Origin of the sequence: Nostoc sp. FACHB-888 (assembly GCF_014696655.1) — a bacterium.
Lineage (GTDB): Bacteria > Cyanobacteriota > Cyanobacteriia > Cyanobacteriales > Nostocaceae > Nostoc.
The window spans coordinates 158,166-180,044 of sequence record NZ_JACJQM010000003.1; the positions used below are offsets into that span (position 1 = coordinate 158,166).

The 21,879-nt window shown below is 42.2% G+C and carries 17 protein-coding genes; 11 read left to right on the forward strand and 6 right to left on the reverse strand.

The features are described from left to right. Positions 1–9: 9 nt before the first annotated feature. On the reverse strand, positions 10–684 hold the full coding sequence (locus tag H6G26_RS03325) for a response regulator transcription factor (RefSeq protein ID WP_190727914.1): 675 nt from the start codon (positions 682–684) through the stop codon (positions 10–12). A gap of 6 nt (positions 685–690) precedes the next feature. After that, positions 691–2,247: an ATP-binding protein gene (locus tag H6G26_RS03330; protein WP_190727915.1), complete on the reverse strand. Its 1,557-nt coding sequence runs from the start codon at positions 2,245–2,247 to the stop codon at positions 691–693. Between the two features lie 423 nt (positions 2,248–2,670). On the opposite strand from H6G26_RS03330, the gene H6G26_RS03335 reads away from it, so the two are divergent. The 6 genes from H6G26_RS03335 (at position 2,671) to H6G26_RS03360 (ending at position 10,884) form a co-directional block, all read left to right on the forward strand. Further along, on the forward strand, positions 2,671–3,957 hold the full coding sequence (locus H6G26_RS03335) for a glycosyltransferase family protein (RefSeq protein ID WP_190727916.1): 1,287 nt from the start codon (positions 2,671–2,673) through the stop codon (positions 3,955–3,957). A 52-nt stretch (positions 3,958–4,009) separates the two neighbouring features. Beyond that, positions 4,010–5,275: a glycosyltransferase family 4 protein gene (locus H6G26_RS03340; protein WP_190727917.1), complete on the forward strand. Its 1,266-nt coding sequence runs from the start codon at positions 4,010–4,012 to the stop codon at positions 5,273–5,275. A 3-nt stretch (positions 5,276–5,278) separates the two neighbouring features. Beyond that, a complete protein-coding gene (locus H6G26_RS03345; RefSeq protein WP_190727918.1) occupies positions 5,279–6,460 on the forward strand; it encodes a glycosyltransferase in 1,182 nt (393 codons plus the stop codon). Beyond that, positions 6,461–8,296, forward strand: a complete 1,836-nt coding sequence (locus H6G26_RS03350; RefSeq protein WP_190727919.1) for an ABC transporter ATP-binding protein — start codon at positions 6,461–6,463, stop codon at positions 8,294–8,296. Between the two features lie 104 nt (positions 8,297–8,400). Beyond that, a complete protein-coding gene (locus H6G26_RS03355) occupies positions 8,401–9,408 on the forward strand; it encodes a phosphotransferase (protein WP_190727920.1) in 1,008 nt (335 codons plus the stop codon). A 138-nt stretch (positions 9,409–9,546) separates the two neighbouring features. Further along, positions 9,547–10,884 (forward strand): iron uptake porin, encoded by a 1,338-nt coding sequence (locus H6G26_RS03360; protein WP_190727921.1) that lies wholly within the window; start codon positions 9,547–9,549, stop codon positions 10,882–10,884. 118 nt (positions 10,885–11,002) lie between these two features. Here the strand turns inward: H6G26_RS03360 and H6G26_RS03365 are convergent, their stop codons facing one another. Further along, positions 11,003–12,280: a glycosyltransferase family 4 protein gene (locus H6G26_RS03365; RefSeq protein WP_190727922.1), complete on the reverse strand. Its 1,278-nt coding sequence runs from the start codon at positions 12,278–12,280 to the stop codon at positions 11,003–11,005. A 294-nt stretch (positions 12,281–12,574) separates the two neighbouring features. Here H6G26_RS03365 and H6G26_RS03370 point away from each other — a divergent pair, with 294 nt between their 5' ends. The 5 genes from H6G26_RS03370 to H6G26_RS03390 all read left to right on the forward strand — a co-directional run bounded on the left by H6G26_RS03370 (position 12,575) and on the right by H6G26_RS03390 (position 18,816). Next, the gene (locus tag H6G26_RS03370; RefSeq protein WP_190727923.1) at positions 12,575–13,753 is read left to right on the forward strand and encodes a DNA cytosine methyltransferase; all 1,179 of its coding nucleotides are present in this window, start codon (positions 12,575–12,577) and stop codon (positions 13,751–13,753) included. 170 nt (positions 13,754–13,923) lie between these two features. Then, a complete protein-coding gene (deoC, locus tag H6G26_RS03375; protein ID WP_190727924.1) occupies positions 13,924–14,604 on the forward strand; it encodes a deoxyribose-phosphate aldolase in 681 nt (226 codons plus the stop codon). Between the two features lie 80 nt (positions 14,605–14,684). Continuing rightward, a complete protein-coding gene (recO, locus tag H6G26_RS03380) occupies positions 14,685–15,689 on the forward strand; it encodes a DNA repair protein RecO (protein ID WP_190727925.1) in 1,005 nt (334 codons plus the stop codon). After that, entirely contained in the window at positions 15,676–17,313 is a 1,638-nt protein-coding gene (locus tag H6G26_RS03385; RefSeq protein WP_190727986.1) for an MFS transporter, read from the forward strand. The genes recO and H6G26_RS03385 overlap by 14 nt, the downstream gene beginning before the upstream one ends. Before the next feature lie 354 nt (positions 17,314–17,667). Continuing rightward, positions 17,668–18,816: a glycosyltransferase family 4 protein gene (locus H6G26_RS03390; RefSeq protein ID WP_190727926.1), complete on the forward strand. Its 1,149-nt coding sequence runs from the start codon at positions 17,668–17,670 to the stop codon at positions 18,814–18,816. A gap of 225 nt (positions 18,817–19,041) precedes the next feature. Here H6G26_RS03390 and H6G26_RS03395 read toward each other — a convergent pair whose 3' ends face one another. The 3 genes from H6G26_RS03395 to gpmI form a co-directional block, all read right to left on the reverse strand. Next, a complete protein-coding gene (locus H6G26_RS03395; RefSeq protein WP_190727927.1) occupies positions 19,042–19,857 on the reverse strand; it encodes a peptidase in 816 nt (271 codons plus the stop codon). Positions 19,858–19,867: 10 nt separating this feature from the next. Continuing rightward, positions 19,868–20,101, reverse strand: a complete 234-nt coding sequence (gene secG / locus H6G26_RS03400; protein ID WP_094328436.1) for a preprotein translocase subunit SecG — start codon at positions 20,099–20,101, stop codon at positions 19,868–19,870. Positions 20,102–20,192: 91 nt separating this feature from the next. After that, entirely contained in the window at positions 20,193–21,791 is a 1,599-nt protein-coding gene (gpmI, locus tag H6G26_RS03405) for a 2,3-bisphosphoglycerate-independent phosphoglycerate mutase (RefSeq protein ID WP_190727928.1), read from the reverse strand. Positions 21,792–21,879: the final 88 nt, after the last annotated feature.

Consider the following 21,879-nt stretch of genomic DNA (forward strand, 5'->3'; position numbering starts at 1 on the left):
ACTCAGCATTCAACACTTAGTTCGCAAGCGATAACCCATGCCTCTAACTGTCTCAATCAGTTTGCTACCTAGTTTCTTACGGAGATAACCAACATACACATCGACAATATTAGAACCTGGGTTATAGTCGTAACCCCAAACGTGATCGAGGAGTTGTTCTCGACTGATGACTTGTTCTGGATGTCGGCAAAACATTTCTGCCATAGCAAATTCACGGGCAGGTAGTTCTATTAGGCGATCGCCTATTTTCACTTGTCGAGTTCGCAAATTAAGCTCAATATTACCAGCTTTGAGGATAAATTCTTGGGCATCTCTGGCAGGTCTAGTACTTCGCAACCGTAACCTTACCCGCGCCAACAGTTCTTCAAATCGGAAGGGCTTGGTGACATAATCATCTGCACCCCCTTCTAGTCCAGCAACTTTGTCGTGAATGTCACTCCGGGCAGAGAGGATAATTACAGGTATGTCTTCTCCCTGTCCGCGCAGTTCTTCGAGTACTTGAAACCCGTCTTTTCCAGGCAACCCTAGATCCAGAATTAATAAGTCAAAGGTTGCACTTTGGATCACATCTAGCACATACAACCCATCTGTAAGAATTGTTGTTGTGAACCCTTGCGATCGCAACCCTTTTTCAATAAATGAGGCAATCCGGGGTTCATCTTCAACGATGAGAATGTTGGGCATAGACGCTTATTTATTGGGGGGATCGAGCGGTAAAACGATGGTAAACATCGAACCTGCTCCTAACTGACTACGAAGTAATACTTGCCCACCGTGAGCCTCTGCGATCGCCCGCACGATAGAAAGCCCCAGCCCAGCCCCCTCTGAACGACGGCGACTGTTTGAAGACCGGGCAAAGCGTTCAAAAATTCGTTTTTGATCAACCAGTGGAATGCCTTCGCCTGTATCGCGTATCCAGAAGCGCACCTTTTCTTTGGCGATCGCTGAACCTATGGAAATAGTATCACTCTCTTTAGTATGCTGAGTAGCATTCTGGGCCAGATTCATCATGGCTTCGGTAATTCTTTGACGGTCAACAACAATCTGACCTTTGGCCACAGAGTCTAGTTGCCAGTCTCTCTCTGCCAGTGCTTGGGCTTTAACAAATAATTCTTTGGTTAAATCTGCCACATTTACTGTTGCTACCTGTAAAAAGTCGGCGCGTTCTGCTTTTGCCAGCAAAATCATATCATCAACTAAACGACTCATCCGGTCTAGTTCTCCGATGACCAGTGCCACGGTTTCTTGTTGTTCTTGGGGATCATCTCCCATCAGTTCTAGGTGTCCACAAATAATAGTGATGGGAGTTCGCAGTTCATGTCCAGCATCGTTAACGAATTCACGCTGGCTGGCAAAGGCTGCTTCTAGTCTGTCCATCATTTCGTTGAATGTCTTCGCCAGTTCCCCCAGTTCTCCCTTACCTCGCACAGGCAAACGCTGAGTTAAATCTGACTCACTGATGGCATGAGCTGTAGTGAGAATTGTTCGTAGAGGAGAGAGTATCCGCCCCGCAGCAAACCAGGTAAGGATTAACGACACCACAAACACTAAGCTGAAAACTTGAATAATCACAGTGATTGCTTCTAAGGCTTCTGTCCTCTCCCCGGCGGTATTGTGGGCAACGACAAAGACTCCCCGTGTTTGTCCATTAATGGTAATGGGTTCCACCATGTAAAGAATATTACTACCATCAGGGGCAAAAAATTCTTGTTCTCCCTGTTCTGGTTGGGTCTGTTTTGCCCACCGTCTCATAAGTAATGAGTCTCTGGCTAAAAGCTTAGGGCGGGCGCTAGGACTAGATTTATAGAATTCACCATCGAGAAAAGTGATAAAGTAGGATTCATCTTCTGGTCGCCGATACAACAAATAAGCTCTAAAAAGCTTGATTAAGTCTTCTACGGAGGCTGGAGTAGTTATTTGTTCTTCTCCAGACAATATTGACTCGTTCAATATCTCTTCTGAATCATCAGTGAGTCTATTCTCTGTAACAAACTTTTCGCCCTTAATCAGCGCCTTAAAAGCCATCATGTTTCCTTCCATATCCTGACGAACACGCTCATCAATGCGCTGGTACAGCTGATAGCGAAATGCCGGAATGGCAATGAGAAACGTTATTCCTAAAATCAGCAAGTACCAGAGCAAAATCCGGGTGCGTGCTTCTCCCAATAGTTGCTGCCAAACTAAAAACAACTGAGATATTTTGAAAACAGATATGCGATCGCAAAAACGGTTTAATACCCTGCTCATTTTGAGTCATCCTCATTTGAGGCTGTTTAAATTCATCAAATCCTCGATTTAAGGCTTACAATCTACTAATTAATTTTTGATGAGAGAATTTTCATCAATTTCTCATGCACTTTTAATAAGAAATTGATAATTTATAAAGTAGTGTTTAACTTTATGTTAACCAAATAATAATCTAATTTTAATTTTAGGTTTTAAAACTCTAATTCAAAAAATAAAACCTATTAATTTTAGTGAGAAAGATAAGCAAGTTTTAATAATAAAGACATGAAAAATTAGGAAGTTTTTATTTGATTTGATTCATAGAGTGAGCATATCATTAATTTTTCAATTTAACTCAAAAATCAAAATTTAAAGTTTGGATAAAAGTGTTAATTCAATTTCCAAGTCGTCAGCCACCGGATGAAAAGTTTGTCAGGAGTACAGATGAAAAACTTGTTAACCCCCGTTAAAAAAATAGCACGAACGTCGGCTAGCATAGCGTCTTCAGAGGTTAGTAGTTTATCTAGCAATGCTCGTAAATGTCGTATTGCTTTATATTCGCACGACACAATGGGACTGGGACATAAGCGGCGTAATTTGTTGATTGCTCAAACATTGGGATGTTCAGCCCTAGAAATTGATGTTTTGCTGATTAGTGGCATACAAGATGCTAGCAATGTACCAACCCCACCAGGAGTTGATTGTTTGACCTTACCTGCTCTGCACAAAAATATTGATGGGCAATATCAGGCGCGACGATTGGATCTATCATTGCAGGAAATTATTACGCTGCGATCGCAAGTTATTCTTACCACCATCAAAACCTTTAAACCCGATATTCTGATTGTGGATAATGTACCGCGAGGAGCGGTGAGAGAGCTAGAACCAACACTAGATTATTTGCGTACCCAAGGAAAAACGCACTGCATTTTAGGTTTACGGGATGTGTTAGATGACCCTACATCTGTGCATCGAGAGTGGAAAAGAATAGCTAATGAAGAGGCGATTCAAACCTACTATGATGCAGTTTGGGTGTATGGTGATCCAGCCATTTATGACCTAGCACAGGAATATCGCTTCAATGCAAAGACTTTAGCCAAACTACGCTACACTGGCTATCTTGACCAGCGTAACCGCCTCAAATTCGTAGATATGGATAGCGTTCAGGCATTGAAATCACTGAATTTGCCATCTGAACGATTCGTGTTGTGCTTGGTGGGAGGCGGACAAGATGGAGCGCGTTTGGCAGAAACATTTGCTTGTGCTGAACTACCACCAGAGATGAGCGGCATCATCTTGACGGGACCGTTCATGTCGCAAAAAGTACAGCAACAGCTTCAGAAGTATGCTGCTAAACGTTCTAATTTGCGGGTGTTGAAATATTTAGCTGAACCAACGCTATTGCTGAATCAGGCTGAACGCATCATTGCTATGGGTGGTTACAATACAACTTGCGAATTGCTGTCATTTCAAAAGCGATCACTTATTGTACCTCGAATCAAGCCCCGTCGAGAGCAGTTGATCCGTGCCGAACGCCTACAGGCACTTGGTTTAGTTGATATGCTGCACCCGCATCATTTAAAACCTCAAGCATTGACAGATTGGTTAATGCAGGAAGTTGAGCCGCCACAAGCCCGTAATTGTATCGATCTTGATGGACTTACCCGCATTCCTCAATTCGTAAATGAGATACTAATCTCTGCTCATCATTCATCCCAACAAGCTTCTTGAAAGGAGATAGGGGAGCCTAAAAAAGAACCTTCTTAATTACGAATTACGAATTATGTCAATCCGTATTGGTTACATTCTTAAACGTTATCCTCGCTATTCTGAAACCTTCGTCGTTAATGAAATTTTGGCTCATGAAGCGGCAGGTTTAGATATTGAAATTTTTGCTTTGAGGCCACCGTGTGACACTCACTTTCAAAATATTATTTCCCAGGTACGTGCTACTGTCAACTACATTCGTAAGCCAATTCAAGGTCGAATGAGCAAATCCCTTAATAGTCTTGCTCCCACAGCAGCAAGCTATTTTTGGGCAGAATTACAAGAAGCAAGTAAAGTTATTCCAGATTTTTGGTCGAAGTTGGCTTATGCTCAAGGTGAACAAGCTAGCACCGTTTACCAAGCTGCATGGCTAGCACGGGAAGCGCGACTCAAAGGAATCACCCATTTTCACGCTCACTTTGGCACAGTTGCAACCAGTGTAGCTCGGTTAGCATCTCACTTTACGGGTATTCCCTACACCTTTACTGCTCATGCTAAAGACATCTTTCATGAAAGCGTTGAATTGCAAGATATGCAACGCAAGCTCAAAGATGCTGCCACTGTCGTAACTGTCAGTGACTATAACCTCAATTATTTGCAAAAAACTTATGGTGCAAAGCGAGTTCAACGTATTTACAATGGCTTAAATTTACGACAATTACAATATTCTTCCCCGGTTGATCGTCCTCCATTGATTCTCTCTGTCGGTCGATTAATTGAGAAGAAAGGGCTATCTATTTTAATAGATGCTTGTGCGATTTTGAAGGGAATAAATTGTGATTTCCAATGTCAAATAGTGGGTACTGGATCATTAGAAGCTGTATTGCAACAAAAAATCCAAGATTTAGGGCTGCAATCTACTGTGGAAATTGTCGGCCCACGTCCTCAAAATGATGTATTTCAATTGATGCAACAAGCTGCTGTGTTTGCAGCTCCATATATTATTGGACAAGATGGCAACCGGGATGGTCTGCCGACAGTTTTACTCGAAGCGATGGCATTGGGAACGCCCTGTGTAAGTACAGATGTAACTGGAATTCCCGAATTAGTGCGCGATCGCCAGACTGGATTAATTGTGCCACAACATGATACCGAACAATTAGCGATCGCACTACAACAACTCCTTACTAATCCCGCCTTGCGAGTCAAGTTGTCAACCCAAGCCAGACAATTAATTGAATCTGAGTTTGACATTCATCGCAATAGCGCAGCATTAAGAGCAATATTTCATGCGGCTGAACCGAATGCTGCCATGACTTTAAAAGTAGTTCAGGAGGTGTAGAGCGTGCGAATTGCTTATATCTGTGCCGATCCAGGAATTCCTGTATTTGGGCAAAAAGGATGCTCTATTCATGTCCAAGAAGTAATTCGAGCATTGCAACAGCAAAATATCCAAGTTGAATTGTTTGCCACTCGCATTGGTGGAAAACCACCCGCAGATTTAACTAATATTTCAGTTCATCAGCTCCCAGCCATCCCAAAACTGGAACGCGCTGTGCGAGAGCAAATTGCCTTATCAATTAATCCTGATTTGCGTTTAGATTTGGAGAGGTTTGGCCCATTTGACCTAATTTATGAGCGTTACTCCCTTTGGAGTTATGGCGCAATGGAATTTGCTCAAGCAATGGGAATTCCCGGATTATTAGAAGTCAATTCACCTCTGATTGCAGAACAGACAAAACATCGTGGCTTGATTGATTGCCACAGTGCTGAACAGGTTGCCAATCGGGTTTTTCAAGCTGCTACAGCACTAATTGCTGTTTCATCTGAAGTGAAAACTTACTTAATGAATTTCGTCAAAAGTAGCAAAGTTCATGTCATCCCTAATGGTGTAAATCCCGATCGCTTCTCTGCTTTTGCTCGTGCATTTTCAACGGAAAAAGAAACCTTTACAATGGGATTTGTCGGCACATTGAAACCGTGGCATGGATTACCAATTCTTACAGCAGCTTTTGCTCAACTGCATCAACAAGTTCCCAATGCCAAACTTTTGATTGTTGGCGATGGCCCCGAACGGGAAAATCTTGAAGCCGAATTATTGGCACGAGGATTACACTCTCATACTAAATTCACCGGAGCAGTGAATCCTGATGAAATTCCGAAATTATTAGCAGCAATGGATGTTGCTGTTGCACCTTATGCGGCTGAATCCGATTTTTACTTTTCACCGTTGAAAGTTTATGAATATATGGCGGCTGGTTTGCCTGTAGTTGTTAGTGGTATTGGGCAATTGCTTGAGCTAATTGACACAGGGGTGAATGGGATTCTTTGTCCACCAGGTGATGCGATCGCCTTAGCAGAGGCATTAGAAAAATTGTGGCGATCGCCCACTTTGCGCCATTCTTTGGGACAAGCGGCGCGGAAAACAGTCATAGAACATCACACTTGGGAGGCGATCGCGCAACAGATTTTGCATATAGCTGGATTAAATACTCCGTCTCAATTCCAAGTGGAGGTGAGACGATAAATGGGACGTTCAAAGCCACAGAAAAAAGCTATTCCCGGTCTATGGGGAATACTACGTTATTTCTGGCCTTACATTCAGAAACAGTATGGACTACTTTTAATTTCTGCGATCGCTCTGGTTGCGGATGTCGGATTACGGGTGTTGGAACCGTGGCCCCTAAAATTTGTTTTTGATTACGTTTTGATTCGGGGCAATCGACCTACCAATCTTCCATTAATTGATCGCCTGGAGCCAGTTACATTACTGACAGTTTCAGCAGTTACAGTCCTTGTCATTACCGGATTACGCGCACTTGCCGCCTATTGGAGTACCGTCGGACTAGCAACAGTAGGTAGCCGAGTCATGACTGAGGTGCGTAATCATCTGTATTGTCATCTTCAAGATTTGTCTTTGTCTTACCACACCAAAGCTCGTAGCGGCGATTTAATTATTCGTGTAAGTAGCGATGCTAGCCGTCTGCAAGAAATTATGATCACGGCAGCATTACCACTGGTGGTGAGTATTCTGACACTGTTTGGCATGATTGGCGTGATGCTTTGGATAAATAGCAGCCTTACCCTACTTGCACTGCTCACTTTACCATTGTTTGCATTAGTCACAAATCGGCTGAGTCAGCGAATTCGAGAGTCTTCATTAAGGCAACGCAAACAAGAAGGGGCTGTGGCGGCGACGGCGGCTGAGTCAATTGCTGCGATTAAATTGGTCAAAGCCCTCTCGCTGCAAGATGCCTTTGCGCGAGTTTTTTCTCGACAAAATCAGCGTAGCCTAAAGGAAAGCGTCAAAACCCAACGCCTTGCGGCTCATCTCGAACGAACCGTTGATGCTGTAATTGCACTAGGAACAGCACTTGTTTTATGGTACGGTTCCTGGCTGGCATTGCGAAATGCTCTGACACCGGGTGATGTGCTGGTGTTTCTCACCTATCTCAAAAATGCCTTTAAGCCGGTTCAGAACTTTGCTAAGTACACCGGAAGACTTGCTAAAGCTGCTGCTTCTGGTGAGCGAATTTTAGATATATTATCACAGCAACCTGATGTCCGAGATTTGCCGGATGCGATACCAGCTCCAATTTTCCGAGGTGAGGTTTGTTTTGATCGCGTTCACTTTGCCTATGAACCAGGACAAGTTCTGCTCGAAGATATCAATTTAACCATTCAACCAGGGCAGCAAGTAGCGATCGTTGGTACATCGGGTGGTGGTAAATCTACCTTAGTAAGTCTATTATTACGACTTTATGACCCGACGATGGGTAAAGTCATGATTGATGGGCGGGATATCCGCGAGTACACATTGGAATCATTACGCCCACAAATTAGTGTAGTTTTGCAAGACAGTCTCTTATTTGCCGCGACTATTCGAGAAAACATTGCCTACGGCATTGCCGGCGTATCAGATGCGGAAATTGAAGCAGCCACTCGTCTAGCTAATGCTGATGATTTCATCCAAGCTTTACCCCAAGGATACAACACACTTGTAGGAGAACGAGGCGCAACCCTTTCAGGTGGACAACGCCAACGAATTGCGATCGCCCGCGCTGCTATTCGTCAAGCTCCAATTTTGATTTTAGATGAACCCACGACTGGGCTAGATCAAGGCAACGAGAAAGCGATCGTTGATGCTCTACAACGGGTCTCGCAAAACCGCACTACCTTCTTAATTACTCACGATCTGTATCTTGCAACTCGCGCAGATATAATTCTTTACATAGAAAATGGGCAGGTGCTAGAACAAGGCACTCATCAGAAATTAATCCAACAGAATGGTCGCTATGCGGCATTGTATCAAATGCAGACTGCAATCCGAACTGAGGAAAAGTCAAATCCTTTGATGACATAACCCTATAGTGCTGCCTATTTACAAGTTGATTTTCTCACGCAGAAGTGTAGAGAGGATAAAAGTTTTTAGATTTACGCCCAGTTAATATTTAGAGGCGAATAAATATGAGTGTTTTCGTCAGCGATCGCTTCAACAGTGTAACTGATCCCAAAATGCCATTTTTATCAGCAGCCATTGATCCATTGGAAGTACAACAACGGTTCACTCAGTACTTGCCAATCGTTGAAAATGCTCAACTGCAAAAAATTCAAGTCATTCGCCACAAACCAGGGCGGCGTTGTTTGATTGAATATGAATTGCTCAATAATTATGGGCAAACTATTACACTAATTGGCAAAATCCGAGCTAAAGGAACAGACTTTAATAGTTATGAATTACAAAAATCCTTGTGGCAAACAGGATTTGCAGATGATAGCGCTGATGGAATTTCAGTACCGCAACCTGTAGGGATAATTCCCGAATGGCAGATGTGGTTGCAGCGAAAAGTTCAAGGAGCCATCGCCACTCAATTCTTAACTCAAACCAACACCATTTTTTTGGCAAAACGAATTGCTGAAGTTGCTCATAAACTTCATCAAACTAACATTACTCCTCGCCGTTCTCATACCATGTCAGACGAGATGCGAATCTTGAATGAAAGGATTCCATTGGTGATGCAACAATATCCAGAATGGAAAAAACGCTTAGAACAAATATTAGCAGCATCTAATCATTTAGGAGAAAATACTCCAGAACAAAAACACTGTGGTATCCATCGAGATTTTTATCCCGATCAAGTGATTATTAATGGTTCTCGTTTGTATCTTATCGACCTTGATTTATATTGTGAAGGTAATCCGGCCATTGATATTGGTAACTTCATTGCTCATATTAAAGAATACAGCCTTCGCATCCTTGGCAATTCAGAAGCATTAAGCGATTGGGAAACTGCCCTAACTGAAAAATTTATCCAGCTTACAAGCGAGGAATTCAAAACTTCAATTGAATCCTACGTCACCTTAACACTAGTACGACATATTCACATCAGTACACAATTCTTAGAACGTCGTTTTTCTACAGAAGCATTATTAAATCTATGTGAACAACGTTTATATGTTAGAAATGCATCATGATTTAAACTCTTATTTTCTATAACAATCTTAAATAATTTATAAAAATTCTCTCCTTATTCTCTGTGTTCTCTAAGTCTTTGCGGTTCGTCTTGAGGTTTAAAATCCTATATTTTAAGTGCTAATTTTCAGGAGAGAGCATTGTTAGCTTCAAATTATTGGCGACAACTTCGCTTAATTAGTTTAATTGTTTTATGCACTTTGAATAGCATAACTCCAGCTATTGCAACACCTATTCCCGATAAACCTAATAATTTCAATGAATCTAATACTGATAATCATGCATTAAGTAAAATCACATCTGTTTCTGAATTATCGACAGAATTAAAAACCCTTGAGAAACAAGTCACTTCATTAGAAACCAACGTTGCTGCATTAGAAACGCAACAGTTTTCTCCCCATGTTGAGCTTGAGGCGGAAGTCATCTTCGCTGTGACTGGATTCGCTGGTGAAAAGAGAGCCAACAGTAGTAAACCAATAAATGAAAATTTAGTATTGAGCGATCGCGTCCGTCTGAGCTTCGTAAGCAGTTTTACTGGAAAAGATAAATTGGAAGTACGCTTACAAGCAAGGAACACACCAGCATTAGAAGATGTAACTGGAACTCAAATGACAAATTTGGGATTTGATGGTGACGATGAAAATGGGGTGGAAGTAGATGAGCTAGAGTACAGATTTCCGCTAGGTAAACGAACCCGCATAACTTTCTACGCGTTGGGAGGAGGATTAGGCGACTTTGTTCCTAGTGTCAATCCTCTTTTTAGCGGTAGTGGAGACGGATCGATTTCTACATTTGGACGAGAAAATCCTATTCGTCGACAAGGTAGTGGCGCAGGTATCGGTATTTCTCATAATTTGAATAAAGCTTTGAATTTGTCATTAGGATATATCAGCAGCAATGCAGCTAATTCAGAGAAGGGGATTTTTGCTAGCCCTTACGGAGCGATCGCTCAACTAACCCTCGAACCCACTAAAACAACAGAACTCAGCCTTACCTATATTCACTCTCATAATAATTTGAAGACAGGAACTGGAAGCGAATTAACTAGCGATCCATTTAATGATGAGGCAGATGCGATCGTTGCTAATTCATTTGGTGCAGAAGCTGCTTGGCAACTTAGCCCAGTTATTACTCTCGGTGGTAGAGTTGGTTTTATTAATGCAAAAGCAGAAGATTTACCAGCTAATCCAAATGCGTCCATCTTCACATGGGCAGTGCTACTAGCTCTTAAAGATATCGGACAAGAAGGCAGCTTTGCAGGATTTGCCGTGGGTCAACCTCCCAAGGTGACTCACAATAGTTTCGGCGATGACTTCAAAGATAAAGATACGTCTCTACATCTGGAAGCTTTTTACCACTTTCAAGTCACGGATAATCTAGCAATAACTCCGGGATTTTTTGTGATTACAAGTCCAGAACATAATGATAGTAATGGCAGCATTTATGTTGGTACGGTTCGGACAACGTTTAGCTTTTAAGTACAGCCCAGCTATAAACAGGGTACAAAAATTATGTTGTAACAGCCAGAGCAACTAGAGCAGAATCGTTGGGGTTTTGAATTTAGCACTTTGAGCAATCTAACCCCAGTGCTGTAAATTAAACTTCTTGTTTGGTAACTCTTGTGGATTGAATTGATCTACGCTTACGTTCTGCCATCAATGAGTAACACAATGATTCATACTGATTTAAAGCTTGCTCGAAAGCATATTGCTCAACGGCATATTGGCGACTTTTATAACCTAGAGTTTTGACCTTTGCGGGGTTTTGGTATAATTCTAAAATTGCCATTGCTAAAGCTTGGGGATCTTCTGGAGGAACGATAACTCCACCGCCGCTTTGCCTGACGGCTCTTGCTGCTGTACCATTGTCAGGCACAGAGGCAACTAAGGCTGCTCCACTAGCAAGTAGCACTTGAATTTTTGACGGCATATTGAAAGATACAACATTTTTCTTTTGCACCACCAAGCCAACATCAGCAGCTGCCAACATTTGTGGCAAAGATTTGCGGGGTTGAAATGGCAGTAGCAAAACATTATCTGCCCCACAGTTTAGACATTCTTGTTGCAATCGCTGTAAACCTTTTGCCTCCCCAACGATCACAAAAACAATATCTGGGATATGGCGCAACACAGAAGCAGCTTTGACAACGCTTTCTAAGCCTTGGGTTAGGGCAATGTTACCAGAATAAAGTACTACAAATTTGCCATTTAGGTTATGTGCTGCCCGGAAAAGGTTATTTTCTTTAGGCAAAGGACGAATAAAATTTACATCAACCCAGTTGGGAATTTGCACAATTTTGTCAGCTTCTACGCCCTTAGCTCGTAAATTATCCACAAACCCATCGGCGATGACGCTAATTTTACTAGCAGTGTGGTACGCAAACTTTTCCAACACTGTAAATAACTTTATAAGTAATTTATTTTTCAGTAAACCGACGTGGACGGCTGCTTCTGGTAATATATCTTGTAGATTTAAGATCACAGGACAAGCACGTAACCATCCTAAAAGAGCAACTGGTACACAGCTTGGCAAGGATGGTGATGTTGAGAGAATCACATCTGGGCGCCAACCGATGAGGGCGGGCACAAAACTAGTGACAACGAAACTAGCATCTAATAATATCCGATCTAATAGGTTGGGTTGGGGACGAATCCAAACGTAACTGCGTTGGATTTGAACGCCATTTTTATATTCGTTGAGATACCACTTGCCCCGATACTCCCGGTAAATTTGACGCTCAGGGTAATTGGGCATAGCAGTGACTACACGCACTTCATGCCCACGCTTCACTAGTCCCTCTGCTAATTCAGTCATCAGTGGGGCAATACCAATTGGCTCTGGATAGTAGTTGTAGGAGTAAATTAAAATTCGCATAAAAATTAGTCCGAAGTAGCCCGGCTTTTTATTTAATGACAAATATTTGTCTTAAATATGATTTAGAGTTTAGAAACTCCTATATTTAATTGTGACTTCAGACTGTTTTTATGTCAGGTATTTTATTTAAAGATTAAGTAAACTTTGATATTAAATACTTAGAGGAACTGTGAATTTTTTTTACTGTTCTAGAAATCTTAAAATTGCTAATTTTTGATTAGTACGTAAGTATAATCCCTACATATTCTGATATTAATTAAGACGATAATGCTGTTTCTTAATAGTAATTATTGAATGAGCGATCGCCCTTGTATTTTCTCCTTTTTTGCTGGTTCAGGATTCCTAGATTTAGGTTTTGAAACCAGTGGTTTTAACATTGTTTACGTCAATGAAATTTTTTCACCATTCATGGCTGCATACCGCTATTCACGGCAGTTTCTTAATCTACCGTTGCCAAAATACGGGTATCATGAAGGAGAAGCAGGAGATATCACCCAACTTATCGAAAGTTTGCAAATACAACACCTACGGGAGTTAGTACAAGACTGTCGTAAATCTAATAATATTGTCGGTTTTATTGGGGGGCCTCCTTGTCCTGATTTTTCTATTGGCGGTAAAAATAGAGGACGTTTAGGAGATAATGGCAAGCTTTCCGCTTCTTACATTGAATTAATTTGCCGCAACCTTCCAGATTTCTTTTTATTTGAGAACGTTAAGGGATTATGGAAAACAACAAAGCACCGTTTATTTTTTGAATCGCTCAAGCAACAATTACTGGAAGCAGGCTACATATTAACAGAGCGATTAATTAATGCTATCGAATATGGCGTACCCCAAGATAGAGAAAGAATTATTCTCATTGGTTTCCGAAATAGTTTTATCAAGGATAGAGGAATAAAACTCAGTAGTGAAAAGTTACTACCTGAAGAGATTTTTCCTTGGAACAATCAGATTTTATATCCTCAAGCAAAGGTTTTTGCTTATCCTTGGCGTAAGTGCGAACCATTCCAAGAAAACTCTATCATCCCTTGCCCTGACGGCATACCTCAAGAATTAACAGTTGAATACTGGTTTAGAAAAAATAATGTGCTAAAGCATCCCAATGCAGAAAACTGCTTTCAACCAAGGGCAGGTATTACAAGATTTGCTGCTATTGATGAAGGAGATGATTCTAAAAAATCTTTCAAGCGTCTTCACAGATGGCGTTATTCTCCGACAGCTTGTTATGGAAATAATGAAGTACATTTGCATCCCTATAAAATCCGGCGAATATCTGTGGCGGAAGCTTTAGCAATACAATCTTTACCTGCAAATTTTGTACTTCCAGAGAATATGTCTCTGACGAATATGTTTAAGACTATTGGTAATGGCGTACCATATTTGGCATCGAAGGCGTTAGCTAAAACTATTTTTCACTTCTTAGGAACTGGCATGACAAATACTGTTGATATTTCTAAGCTTACTACTGCCTAATGTCAACTTAAACACTCACAGTAACTCCGCGACATCTACAAACCCAACATCCAAGAGAAGTCAATAACTTCTTTGCAGAATAAACTTGTAATAAATATGGTTTAATATATATATAAGAAATGTTTTAATTTTTTATAAAGTTTAATAATCAATTACTGGCAGAAGACACGATGGCAGCAGACTATCCGAATATTGATATTGCGCCATTTATCGATCACGCCCTGTTAACGCCAACGGCTACTCCAGAGCAGGTTAAGCAGTGGTGTGAAGAAGCATACAGATTTAATTTTGCGGCTGTTTGCTTGTACCCCGCCTATGTCAAACAAGCAGTGGAACTCCTGCACGGCAAAAATCCAAAAGTCTGTACGGTGATTGGTTTTCCCTCTGGTGCGACGACTTCAGCAGTGAAACTATATGAAGCTCAAGAAGCGGCAGAGAATGGAGCCACTGAGTTGGATGTGGTTATGAACTTGGGCTGGTTGAAAGCTGGTAAAACTGAAGAAGTTCACCGGGAAATTGCCGAAATTTGTGAAGAGACTGGGCAAACTGTTAAGGTAATTTTGGAAACCAACCTATTGACAGATGCCGAAAAAAAAATAGCTGCTGAAATAGCTATGGAGGCGGGAGCAGCATTCTTAAAAACTAGTACAGGCTGGAATGGTGGTGCAACAGTGGCAGATGTACGACTTTTGCAGGAATTGGCAAAAGAAAAAGTAGGAATTAAGGCTTCAGGTGGTATCCGCACTATCAATCAAGCTCTAGACTTAATCATAGCGGGTGCTACTAGATTAGGCACATCTCGCGGTATCGATTTGATCCGCCAGCGCGATAACCTGGGAAAGGGTGAATAGTCATTTGTCATTTGTCGTTTGCAATTGAAGAATGACCAATGACTAATGACTAATGACTAATGACCAATGACCAATGACTAATGAGTAGAACCTACAAAGCAACCGGAATTAATCTTAAAACCCAGGTGCTAGGAGAATCGGATAAAATAGTGACGATTTTGACACCAGAATTCGGTCTGATTCGAGCAGTGGCCCCAGGGGCACGCAAGCACAACTCCAGCCTGGGTGGCAGGAGTGGTATGTTCGTTGTGAATGAACTATTGATTGCGAAAGGGCGATCGCTTGATAAAATTACTCAAGCACAGACGTTAAAAACTTATCCTGGTCTAGCTAAAGATTTGGGAAAATTGGCTGCCAGCCAGTATTTAGCAGAAATAGTCTTGTGTCAAGCTTTGAGCGAACAACCCCAAGAAGAACTTTATGAGTTGTTCAATGAACATCTCCATCGGTTGGAGGCGTTGTCTAGTGCAAATGCATCTGGTGTTTTGGCTCATCTGGCTCATGGAGTGTTTCACCTTTTAGCCTTAGCAGGAGTAACGCCGCAAGTGCAAGTATGTTGCCTATCTGGGCGCCCCCTCAACCCAGATTTTACAGACCCCAACTGGCAGGTAGGATTTAGCATCCCTGCGGGTGGGACAGTTTGCTTAGAAACTAGGGAACGTTTACGAAGAGAGGAAGAGAGAGGAAGAGGGGGAGAGGGGGAGATTAATAACCAAATAGTTCTCTACGAGAGGCTACGCCAACGGCAAAGCTCAGTACAAGTGCCGCATATTTCTCTAGGAGAGGCTGCGCCATCGGCAAAGCTCAGTACAAGTGCCCCATTCCCTATACCCCATGCTCAAACCGTTGTTGTGCATCGGCAAGAAATACCTGTAATTTCTAGTCGTTTTAGTGCTATGGAACTGGCTTTGCTTCAACATCTGTCACAACCAGAGATAATGCAAATTGATGGTGCTAGAGATCATCACTGGTTATCTGTTGAGCAGATTTTGCGCCAGTATGCTCAGTATCAATTAGGTCGCCCTATTCGCTCTGCTACCTTGATAGACTCTTATTTTGCTGCCAACCATGATGCAACCGTCTGATTTGGATAAAAAAATCCTGCCTTTGTCACCAAGCCTCGCCAAAAAACAGAATAGGGCATTAGATCCTACAGTTAGGAATCACTTAAGTGCCGTTTTTAAGTCTACACCTAGTCAAATCAATGGACAAGAAATGTCTCCAAAAGATGTTTCTAAAAACGATCAAAGTTGGACAGCCCAGATACCAAAAACTGATGTTCCAAGTCAATCAGAAACAAAATCTGAGAACAAATTAACCACTGCTGAGGTAGGTAGCAACGGGCAGATGCCAGTTGCTAATATCCCAGAAAAAGAACCGCCAAAATTAGATGGATCTGGTTCAGGTGGAGAAGCTGTTTCAGGAAATGTCAAACAGCAGGGGTTTTTGCCTGTATTGAAAAACCCTAATTTCTTGGCTCTTTGGGGCGGTCAAGTTTTCTCTCAACTAGCAGATAAAGTTTATTTGGTGTTGATGATTGCTTTGATTAATACTCAGTTTCAGGCTAGTAATCAGAGCATTAGTGGTTGGGTATCAGTCTTGATGATGGCTTTTACTATTCCAGCCGTATTGTTTGGTTCCGTTGCTGGTGTGTTTGTCGATCGCTGGCCGAAAAAGGCTGTGCTGGTGGCAACAAATATTTGGCGCGGCATCCTGGTTTTGTCAATTCCTTTTCTGATGTGGTTGACTCATGGCTGGAAACCCATAGGAGTGTTGCCAGTGGGTTTTTTGATCATTCTGGGTGTGACTTTTTTGGTTTCCACACTGACGCAGTTTTTTGCACCAGCAGAACAGGCGGCAATTCCCTTAATGGTAGAAGAACAGGATTTACTCTCAGCAAATTCGCTTTATACGACAACGATGATGGCATCGGTGATTGTTGGGTTTGCTGTTGGGGAACCGTTATTAGCGATCGCCGATGGTCTTTGGTTGCAAATTGGTGGTAGCGGTAGTTTGGGCAAAGAACTTTTAGTAGGTGGTAGTTATGCGATCGCTGGACTAATTTTATTCCTCTTGGCAACTAAGGAAAAACAGCACCACCCCGATACAGAATTCCCTCACGTATTCTCTGACTTGCGAGATGGTTTTGCCTACCTCAGAGCAAATCATCGCGTCCGCAATGCTTTGCTTCAGTTGATTATCTTGTTCTCTGTCTTTGCAGCATTAACTGTTCTAGCCGTTCGCATGGCGGAAATCATTCCCAACATGAAAGCCTCCCAGTTCGGCTTTTTACTAGCAGCCGGTGGTGTTGGCATCGCTGCTGGAGCAACAATTCTTGGTCAATTTGGTCAACGCTTCTCCTATACTCAACTAAGTTTGTACGGTTGTATGGGCATGGCAACATCCCTGATTGGTCTATCAGTATTTACAACCCAACTATGGCTAGTCTTGTTACTAGTGACGCTATTAGGTATCTTTGGGGCATTAGTGGGAATTCCTATGCAAACAGCGATCCAAACAGAAACACCTCCAGAAATGCGCGGTAAAGTCTTTGGTTTACAAAATAATGTAATTAATATTGCTCTCTCTTTACCTTTAGCATTAGCAGGTGTAGCTGAAACCTTTGTGGGGTTACAGGCAGTTTTTTTGGGATTAGCTGCGATCGTCTTTTCAGGAGGTATATTAACCTGGTATAACTCACATAAATAGTTATCAGCTAACAAGAGTTACTATTTATTACCTTGAAGTAATTAGTAATTTCTTTAAAGCTTTTGTGTTCATGCTAAACTGTGTCCAGTGAAAATTTATCACATACTTGCGGGATATCAATCTGACATTAGTCAGAATAAGTTGTTTAAATATTAGAAATTAACAACTTATAAGTAGAATAAATAAAGCCATAAATCCACTGGTTTAATCAGCTTAAAATAGGCTTTTTAAACTAGATTATGCTGGAAATCTGTAATAACTAAAAAAACCAGCAAGTATAGTTAGATAAAATAAAAATCACGAAGGACACACAAGTAATAGATCAAACCCGCTTTTCTTACAGCTAAATAAAGAATGCGTATAGCCTGGATTGGAAAAAAATCACCCTTTTGCGGCAATGTCACCTACAGTCGAGAAATTACAAATGCTTTGCTAGATAGGGGACATCAAGTTAGTTTTCTTCACTTCGCCCAGGAAGAGTCTGAACCTGACAATTGGCCAAATCTTCGCGAGGTTTCTCTCCCTTTCATTTACAAGTCCCAGGTTTATACAATTCCCACTTTTAAAGCGACCAAACTTTTAACGGAGTCGCTGCGGAAAATCAAGCCAGATATAGTCCATGCTTCCTTGACGCTATCTCCTCTAGACTTTTTTCTACCGGAAATCTGTGAGGAACTCAGGTTGCCCCTAGTTGCCACTTTTCACACACCGTTTGCTGGCAAGGGAGCAAAGCTGATATCGGGAACACAACTTTTGGCTTATCAGCTCTACGCGCCTTTTTTAGTTAACTATGATCGCGTGATTGTATTTTCCCAAATTCAGCGAGAATTATTGGCAGGGATGGGTGTCAGGAAAGAAAATATAGCCGTAATTCCCAATGGTGTTGATACGGCTAAGTATTCTCCAGGGTTTTCTCAAATCAAAACAGAATTTAAAGCCGAACGCTTGTTTGTCTATCAGGGGCGCATAGCACCAGAAAAAAATGTTGAAGCTCTCCTCCGCGCCTGGAAGCAGTCTGCAATGGAGCCTGGTAGTAAGTTACTAATTGTTGGCGACGGCCCTTTGAAGTCTTCCTTAGAGCCGTTTTATGGTTCAGAATATGGCATTATCTGGTTAGGATTTATCGCTGATGAAGATCGGCGCATTGAAATTTTGCGGGGCGCAGATGTATTTGTTTTGCCTTCATTGGTAGAGGGTTTGTCTCTATCTCTGTTAGAAGGGATGTCATGTGGGTTGGCTTGTTTAGCAACAGATGTCGGTGCAGATGGAGAAGTATTAGAAAAGGGCGCAGGTGTAGTTATTAGTACTAAAACAGCGCGATCGCAATTAAGAACCCTCTTACCAGTGTTGCAAGACCATCCAGAGTTAACAACCTTACTGGGGCAAAAAGCTAGACAGCGTGTATTAGACCGCTATACCCTTAGTAAAAATATTACTCTGCTGGAAGAACTTTATAAAGAAGTTTTAGCACAGCGACCTTTACCGCTAAGTCGCAGAGCGTAAGGAAAGAGAAGAAGTACGATGCCTACGGTAGTCACTGAACCAAGTCGAAGTGCGGGCTGCGCCTACGCATTTTTACGCTTATCACTGTTTTACAGATGCATCAGGTGCTTGGTTGCCTTAATTTTAAACTTAGATTGTTTGCACGAAACATATTCATGTGTATAACTTGTAGCTAGTTTCTGCAAAACGCAAAGTAGGATTTTTAAGTAAAATTAATCATATTGATCAATTAATCTTTGAATTGTCTACTAAAGACCATCCTAAATTGGTTGGCTGTTCATAAACTCGTTTCAAAGTATTCACATCCCTAACAGAAATAGGCGACGGGTTGCGAACTTGGGAAAAGTATAAAGCATCAGTTTGTAGCGGACTATGACCCCAAATTCCTAGCGCATGACCGAATTCGTGGCGGGCTGCTGCAATGAGATACTCACCTGTTTGACTGGGACTTAGCAAGATGGTGAAGCGGTGGGATAAAAGTTTGCTGCTGGTATATAACTCGTAAGTAGTTTGTGCCGATCGCGCACGGGTTATATTACTACCAGGGGAAATTTGTAAAGGTGGCGCTTTTCGCACAATTGTAATATCAGCAATTTCTGGCTGTTCGACTCTTATTAAAGGTAAATAATTACTCCACTCCTCTACACCTTGTAATACAGCGTTAACCCATGCTTGAGCTTGTTTTTCGCTGACGGCTTTTGGTGGTTCTACGTAAACTCGAATCGGAAATTGCGACCAGACTAAATAACCAACTTGAGTTGTTGTGACTTGAGAAAAGTAGTCACCACTATTAGTATTATCTTGCCACTGTGTGAGTGTAGCTGGTAAGGGATGGGGTTTTGGGGAAGATGATGCAGGGAGAGAAATTTTTAAGTCTGAATATACAGATTTTGGTATTATTGTAAACCCATCACTCGACTGGAGATTAGCAAAAATGACTAACAGCCCTGTGCCAAAAAACAAGGCAAGAGCTGTAATTAACCGCCGTGAAATTAAATTTATTAGAGTGTTAAGTATCGGGTGTTGGGTTATTCTCCCCATTGACTTATCCTTATTTAGGCAGCCAACCAGCACTTAAAACTACTGTTAAACCGAGGAAAATTACTGTCAATGCCCAAGTAATTCGGTTCAAGGTGTTTTCTGCACTCTTGGTGCTGCTAAATAGCTGGGCTTGTCCGCCAATGGCTCCAATCCCATCACCTTTGGGGCTATGCAGCAAAACTAAAATAATCAAACCAGTGGCGGAAAACGCCCAAATGCCTTGCACGATATTAGTAACTGTCATGGTAGCAATCTCATTTATAAAAAGTTTCAAAAAACAGACTACAGGAGTTAGGAGTTTTAAGTGAACTCCTAACTCAGCACTCAGAACTCTTTTACAGCCCCACTTGTACGGGGGTGCGAGTACGTTGCAACTCATATTCAGCTGTTTTCAGCAGCGATCGCCCGGTCATTTCTGGTGGCTGAGGCAGCTGTAAAATCTCTAAAATTGTGGGGGCGATGTCGGATAGCTTGCCATCGCTTCGCAGTTCGACATTTGTACCATATCCAGGGATTTTGATTTTCTCGCCTTCTACCAAAATTAAGGGGACTGGGTTAGTAGTATGAGCTGTCCAGGGATTGCCCCCTTCATCTAGCATATACTCAGCGTTACCGTGATCGGCAGTAATAATTGTTGTACCACCGGCTTTGATAACGCTCTCTAGTAGTCGTCCCAAACAGCGATCAACTGTTTCAATTGCTGTAATGGTAGCGTCGATTTGACCAGTATGTCCTACCATGTCTGGGTTGGCATAGTTAATCACAGCTAGGGAATATATACCCTTTTGAATCGCAGCGATCGCAACATCTGTAACTCCTGCTGCTGACATCGCTGGGGCGTGATCGTAAGTCGCTACCATTGGGCTGCTTACTAATTCCCGATCTTCTCCAGCAAAAGGTTCCTCTAGACCCCCATTAAAGAAATAGGTGACGTGGGCGTATTTTTCTGTTTCGGCGGTGCGGAACTGATTCAGATTATGATTAGCTATGACTTCTCCCAGAATATTACTGAGATTTTGCGGCTCAAAGGCTACAGCCACGGGTAAGTCTGAATCATACTGTGTAAACGTGACAAAAGACAGTGGTGTGATTTGCTGTCTTTCAAAACCGTTAAAAGTAGGACTGACCAAAGCTTGAGTCAGTTGTCTGGAGCGATCGGGGCGGAAGTTGAAAAATATCACCCCATCCCCTGGTTCTATTGCGCCGGGTGCAATTCGGATTGGGTTGATAAATTCATCTTTTACCCCTTCAGCGTAAGATGCTTGCAAGATTTCCACAGCCGTGCGATTATCACCTGTACCATCTTGGGTCATCACGTCATAGGCGCGTTTGACCCGATCCCAGCGGTGATCGCGATCCATCGCGTAGTAGCGACCGCTGAGGGTAACTATGCGCCCAATTCCTGTGCGGTCTATATAATTTTGCAGCATCGTGATTGCTCTTACACCGTCAGTTGGGGCGGTGTCACGACCATCAGTAATCGCGTGGATACAAACTTCTGGAATTCGCTGGTTTTTGGCTAAGTCAAGTAGTCCGAATAGATGGGTAATATGCGAATGTACCCCTCCCTCAGAACAAAGCCCGACTAGATGCAGCTTGCTATTCCGAGAACGAACTTCCTGGCAAATTTTGACGAGTGCTGGGTTTAAGGCAATAGAACCGTCTTCGACCGCATCAGAGATGCGTACCAGTTCTTGCGGTACAACTCGCCCAGCACCAATGTTCAAATGACCTACTTCCGAGTTGCCCATTTGACCTTCTGGCAACCCTACGGCTTTTCCTGATGTGCGGATGAGGGTATGCGGGTAAGCTGTCCATAAACTGTCCACAATGGGAGTTTTAGCAGCATTAATAGCGTTTCCTCGCTTCTCCTCGCAGTAGCCCCATCCGTCTAAAATGACTAGCACCACAGGAGCAACAGGTGCTTTGGTCATAGTAAAATTGCCCTTTACTTTTTGTAATACCCGAATGATACCACTGCTAAACCACGCCGCAAGTGAATTTTTGCTTATTAATTTCTTT

Bases quoted from the DNA above. Each gene is read 5' to 3' on its own strand.
- H6G26_RS03325 (WP_190727914.1), bottom strand. From the start codon at position 684: ATGCCCAACATTCTCATCGTTGAAGATGAACCCCGGATTGCCTCATTT.
- H6G26_RS03330 (WP_190727915.1), bottom strand. From the start codon at position 2,247: ATGAGCAGGGTATTAAACCGTTTTTGCGATCGCATATCTGTTTTCAAA.
- H6G26_RS03395 (WP_190727927.1), bottom strand. From the start codon at position 19,857: ATGGGGAGAATAACCCAACACCCGATACTTAACACTCTAATAAATTTA.
- secG (WP_094328436.1), bottom strand. From the start codon at position 20,101: ATGACAGTTACTAATATCGTGCAAGGCATTTGGGCGTTTTCCGCCACT.
- deoC (WP_190727924.1), top strand. From the start codon at position 13,924: ATGGCAGCAGACTATCCGAATATTGATATTGCGCCATTTATCGATCAC.
- H6G26_RS03355 (WP_190727920.1), top strand. From the start codon at position 8,401: ATGAGTGTTTTCGTCAGCGATCGCTTCAACAGTGTAACTGATCCCAAA.
- gpmI (WP_190727928.1), bottom strand. From the start codon at position 21,791: ATGACCAAAGCACCTGTTGCTCCTGTGGTGCTAGTCATTTTAGACGGA.
- H6G26_RS03335 (WP_190727916.1), top strand. From the start codon at position 2,671: ATGAAAAACTTGTTAACCCCCGTTAAAAAAATAGCACGAACGTCGGCT.
- H6G26_RS03350 (WP_190727919.1), top strand. From the start codon at position 6,461: ATGGGACGTTCAAAGCCACAGAAAAAAGCTATTCCCGGTCTATGGGGA.
- recO (WP_190727925.1), top strand. From the start codon at position 14,685: ATGAGTAGAACCTACAAAGCAACCGGAATTAATCTTAAAACCCAGGTG.
- H6G26_RS03340 (WP_190727917.1), top strand. From the start codon at position 4,010: ATGTCAATCCGTATTGGTTACATTCTTAAACGTTATCCTCGCTATTCT.
- H6G26_RS03370 (WP_190727923.1), top strand. From the start codon at position 12,575: ATGAGCGATCGCCCTTGTATTTTCTCCTTTTTTGCTGGTTCAGGATTC.
- H6G26_RS03365 (WP_190727922.1), bottom strand. From the start codon at position 12,280: ATGCGAATTTTAATTTACTCCTACAACTACTATCCAGAGCCAATTGGT.
- H6G26_RS03390 (WP_190727926.1), top strand. From the start codon at position 17,668: ATGCGTATAGCCTGGATTGGAAAAAAATCACCCTTTTGCGGCAATGTC.
- H6G26_RS03385 (WP_190727986.1), top strand. From the start codon at position 15,676: ATGCAACCGTCTGATTTGGATAAAAAAATCCTGCCTTTGTCACCAAGC.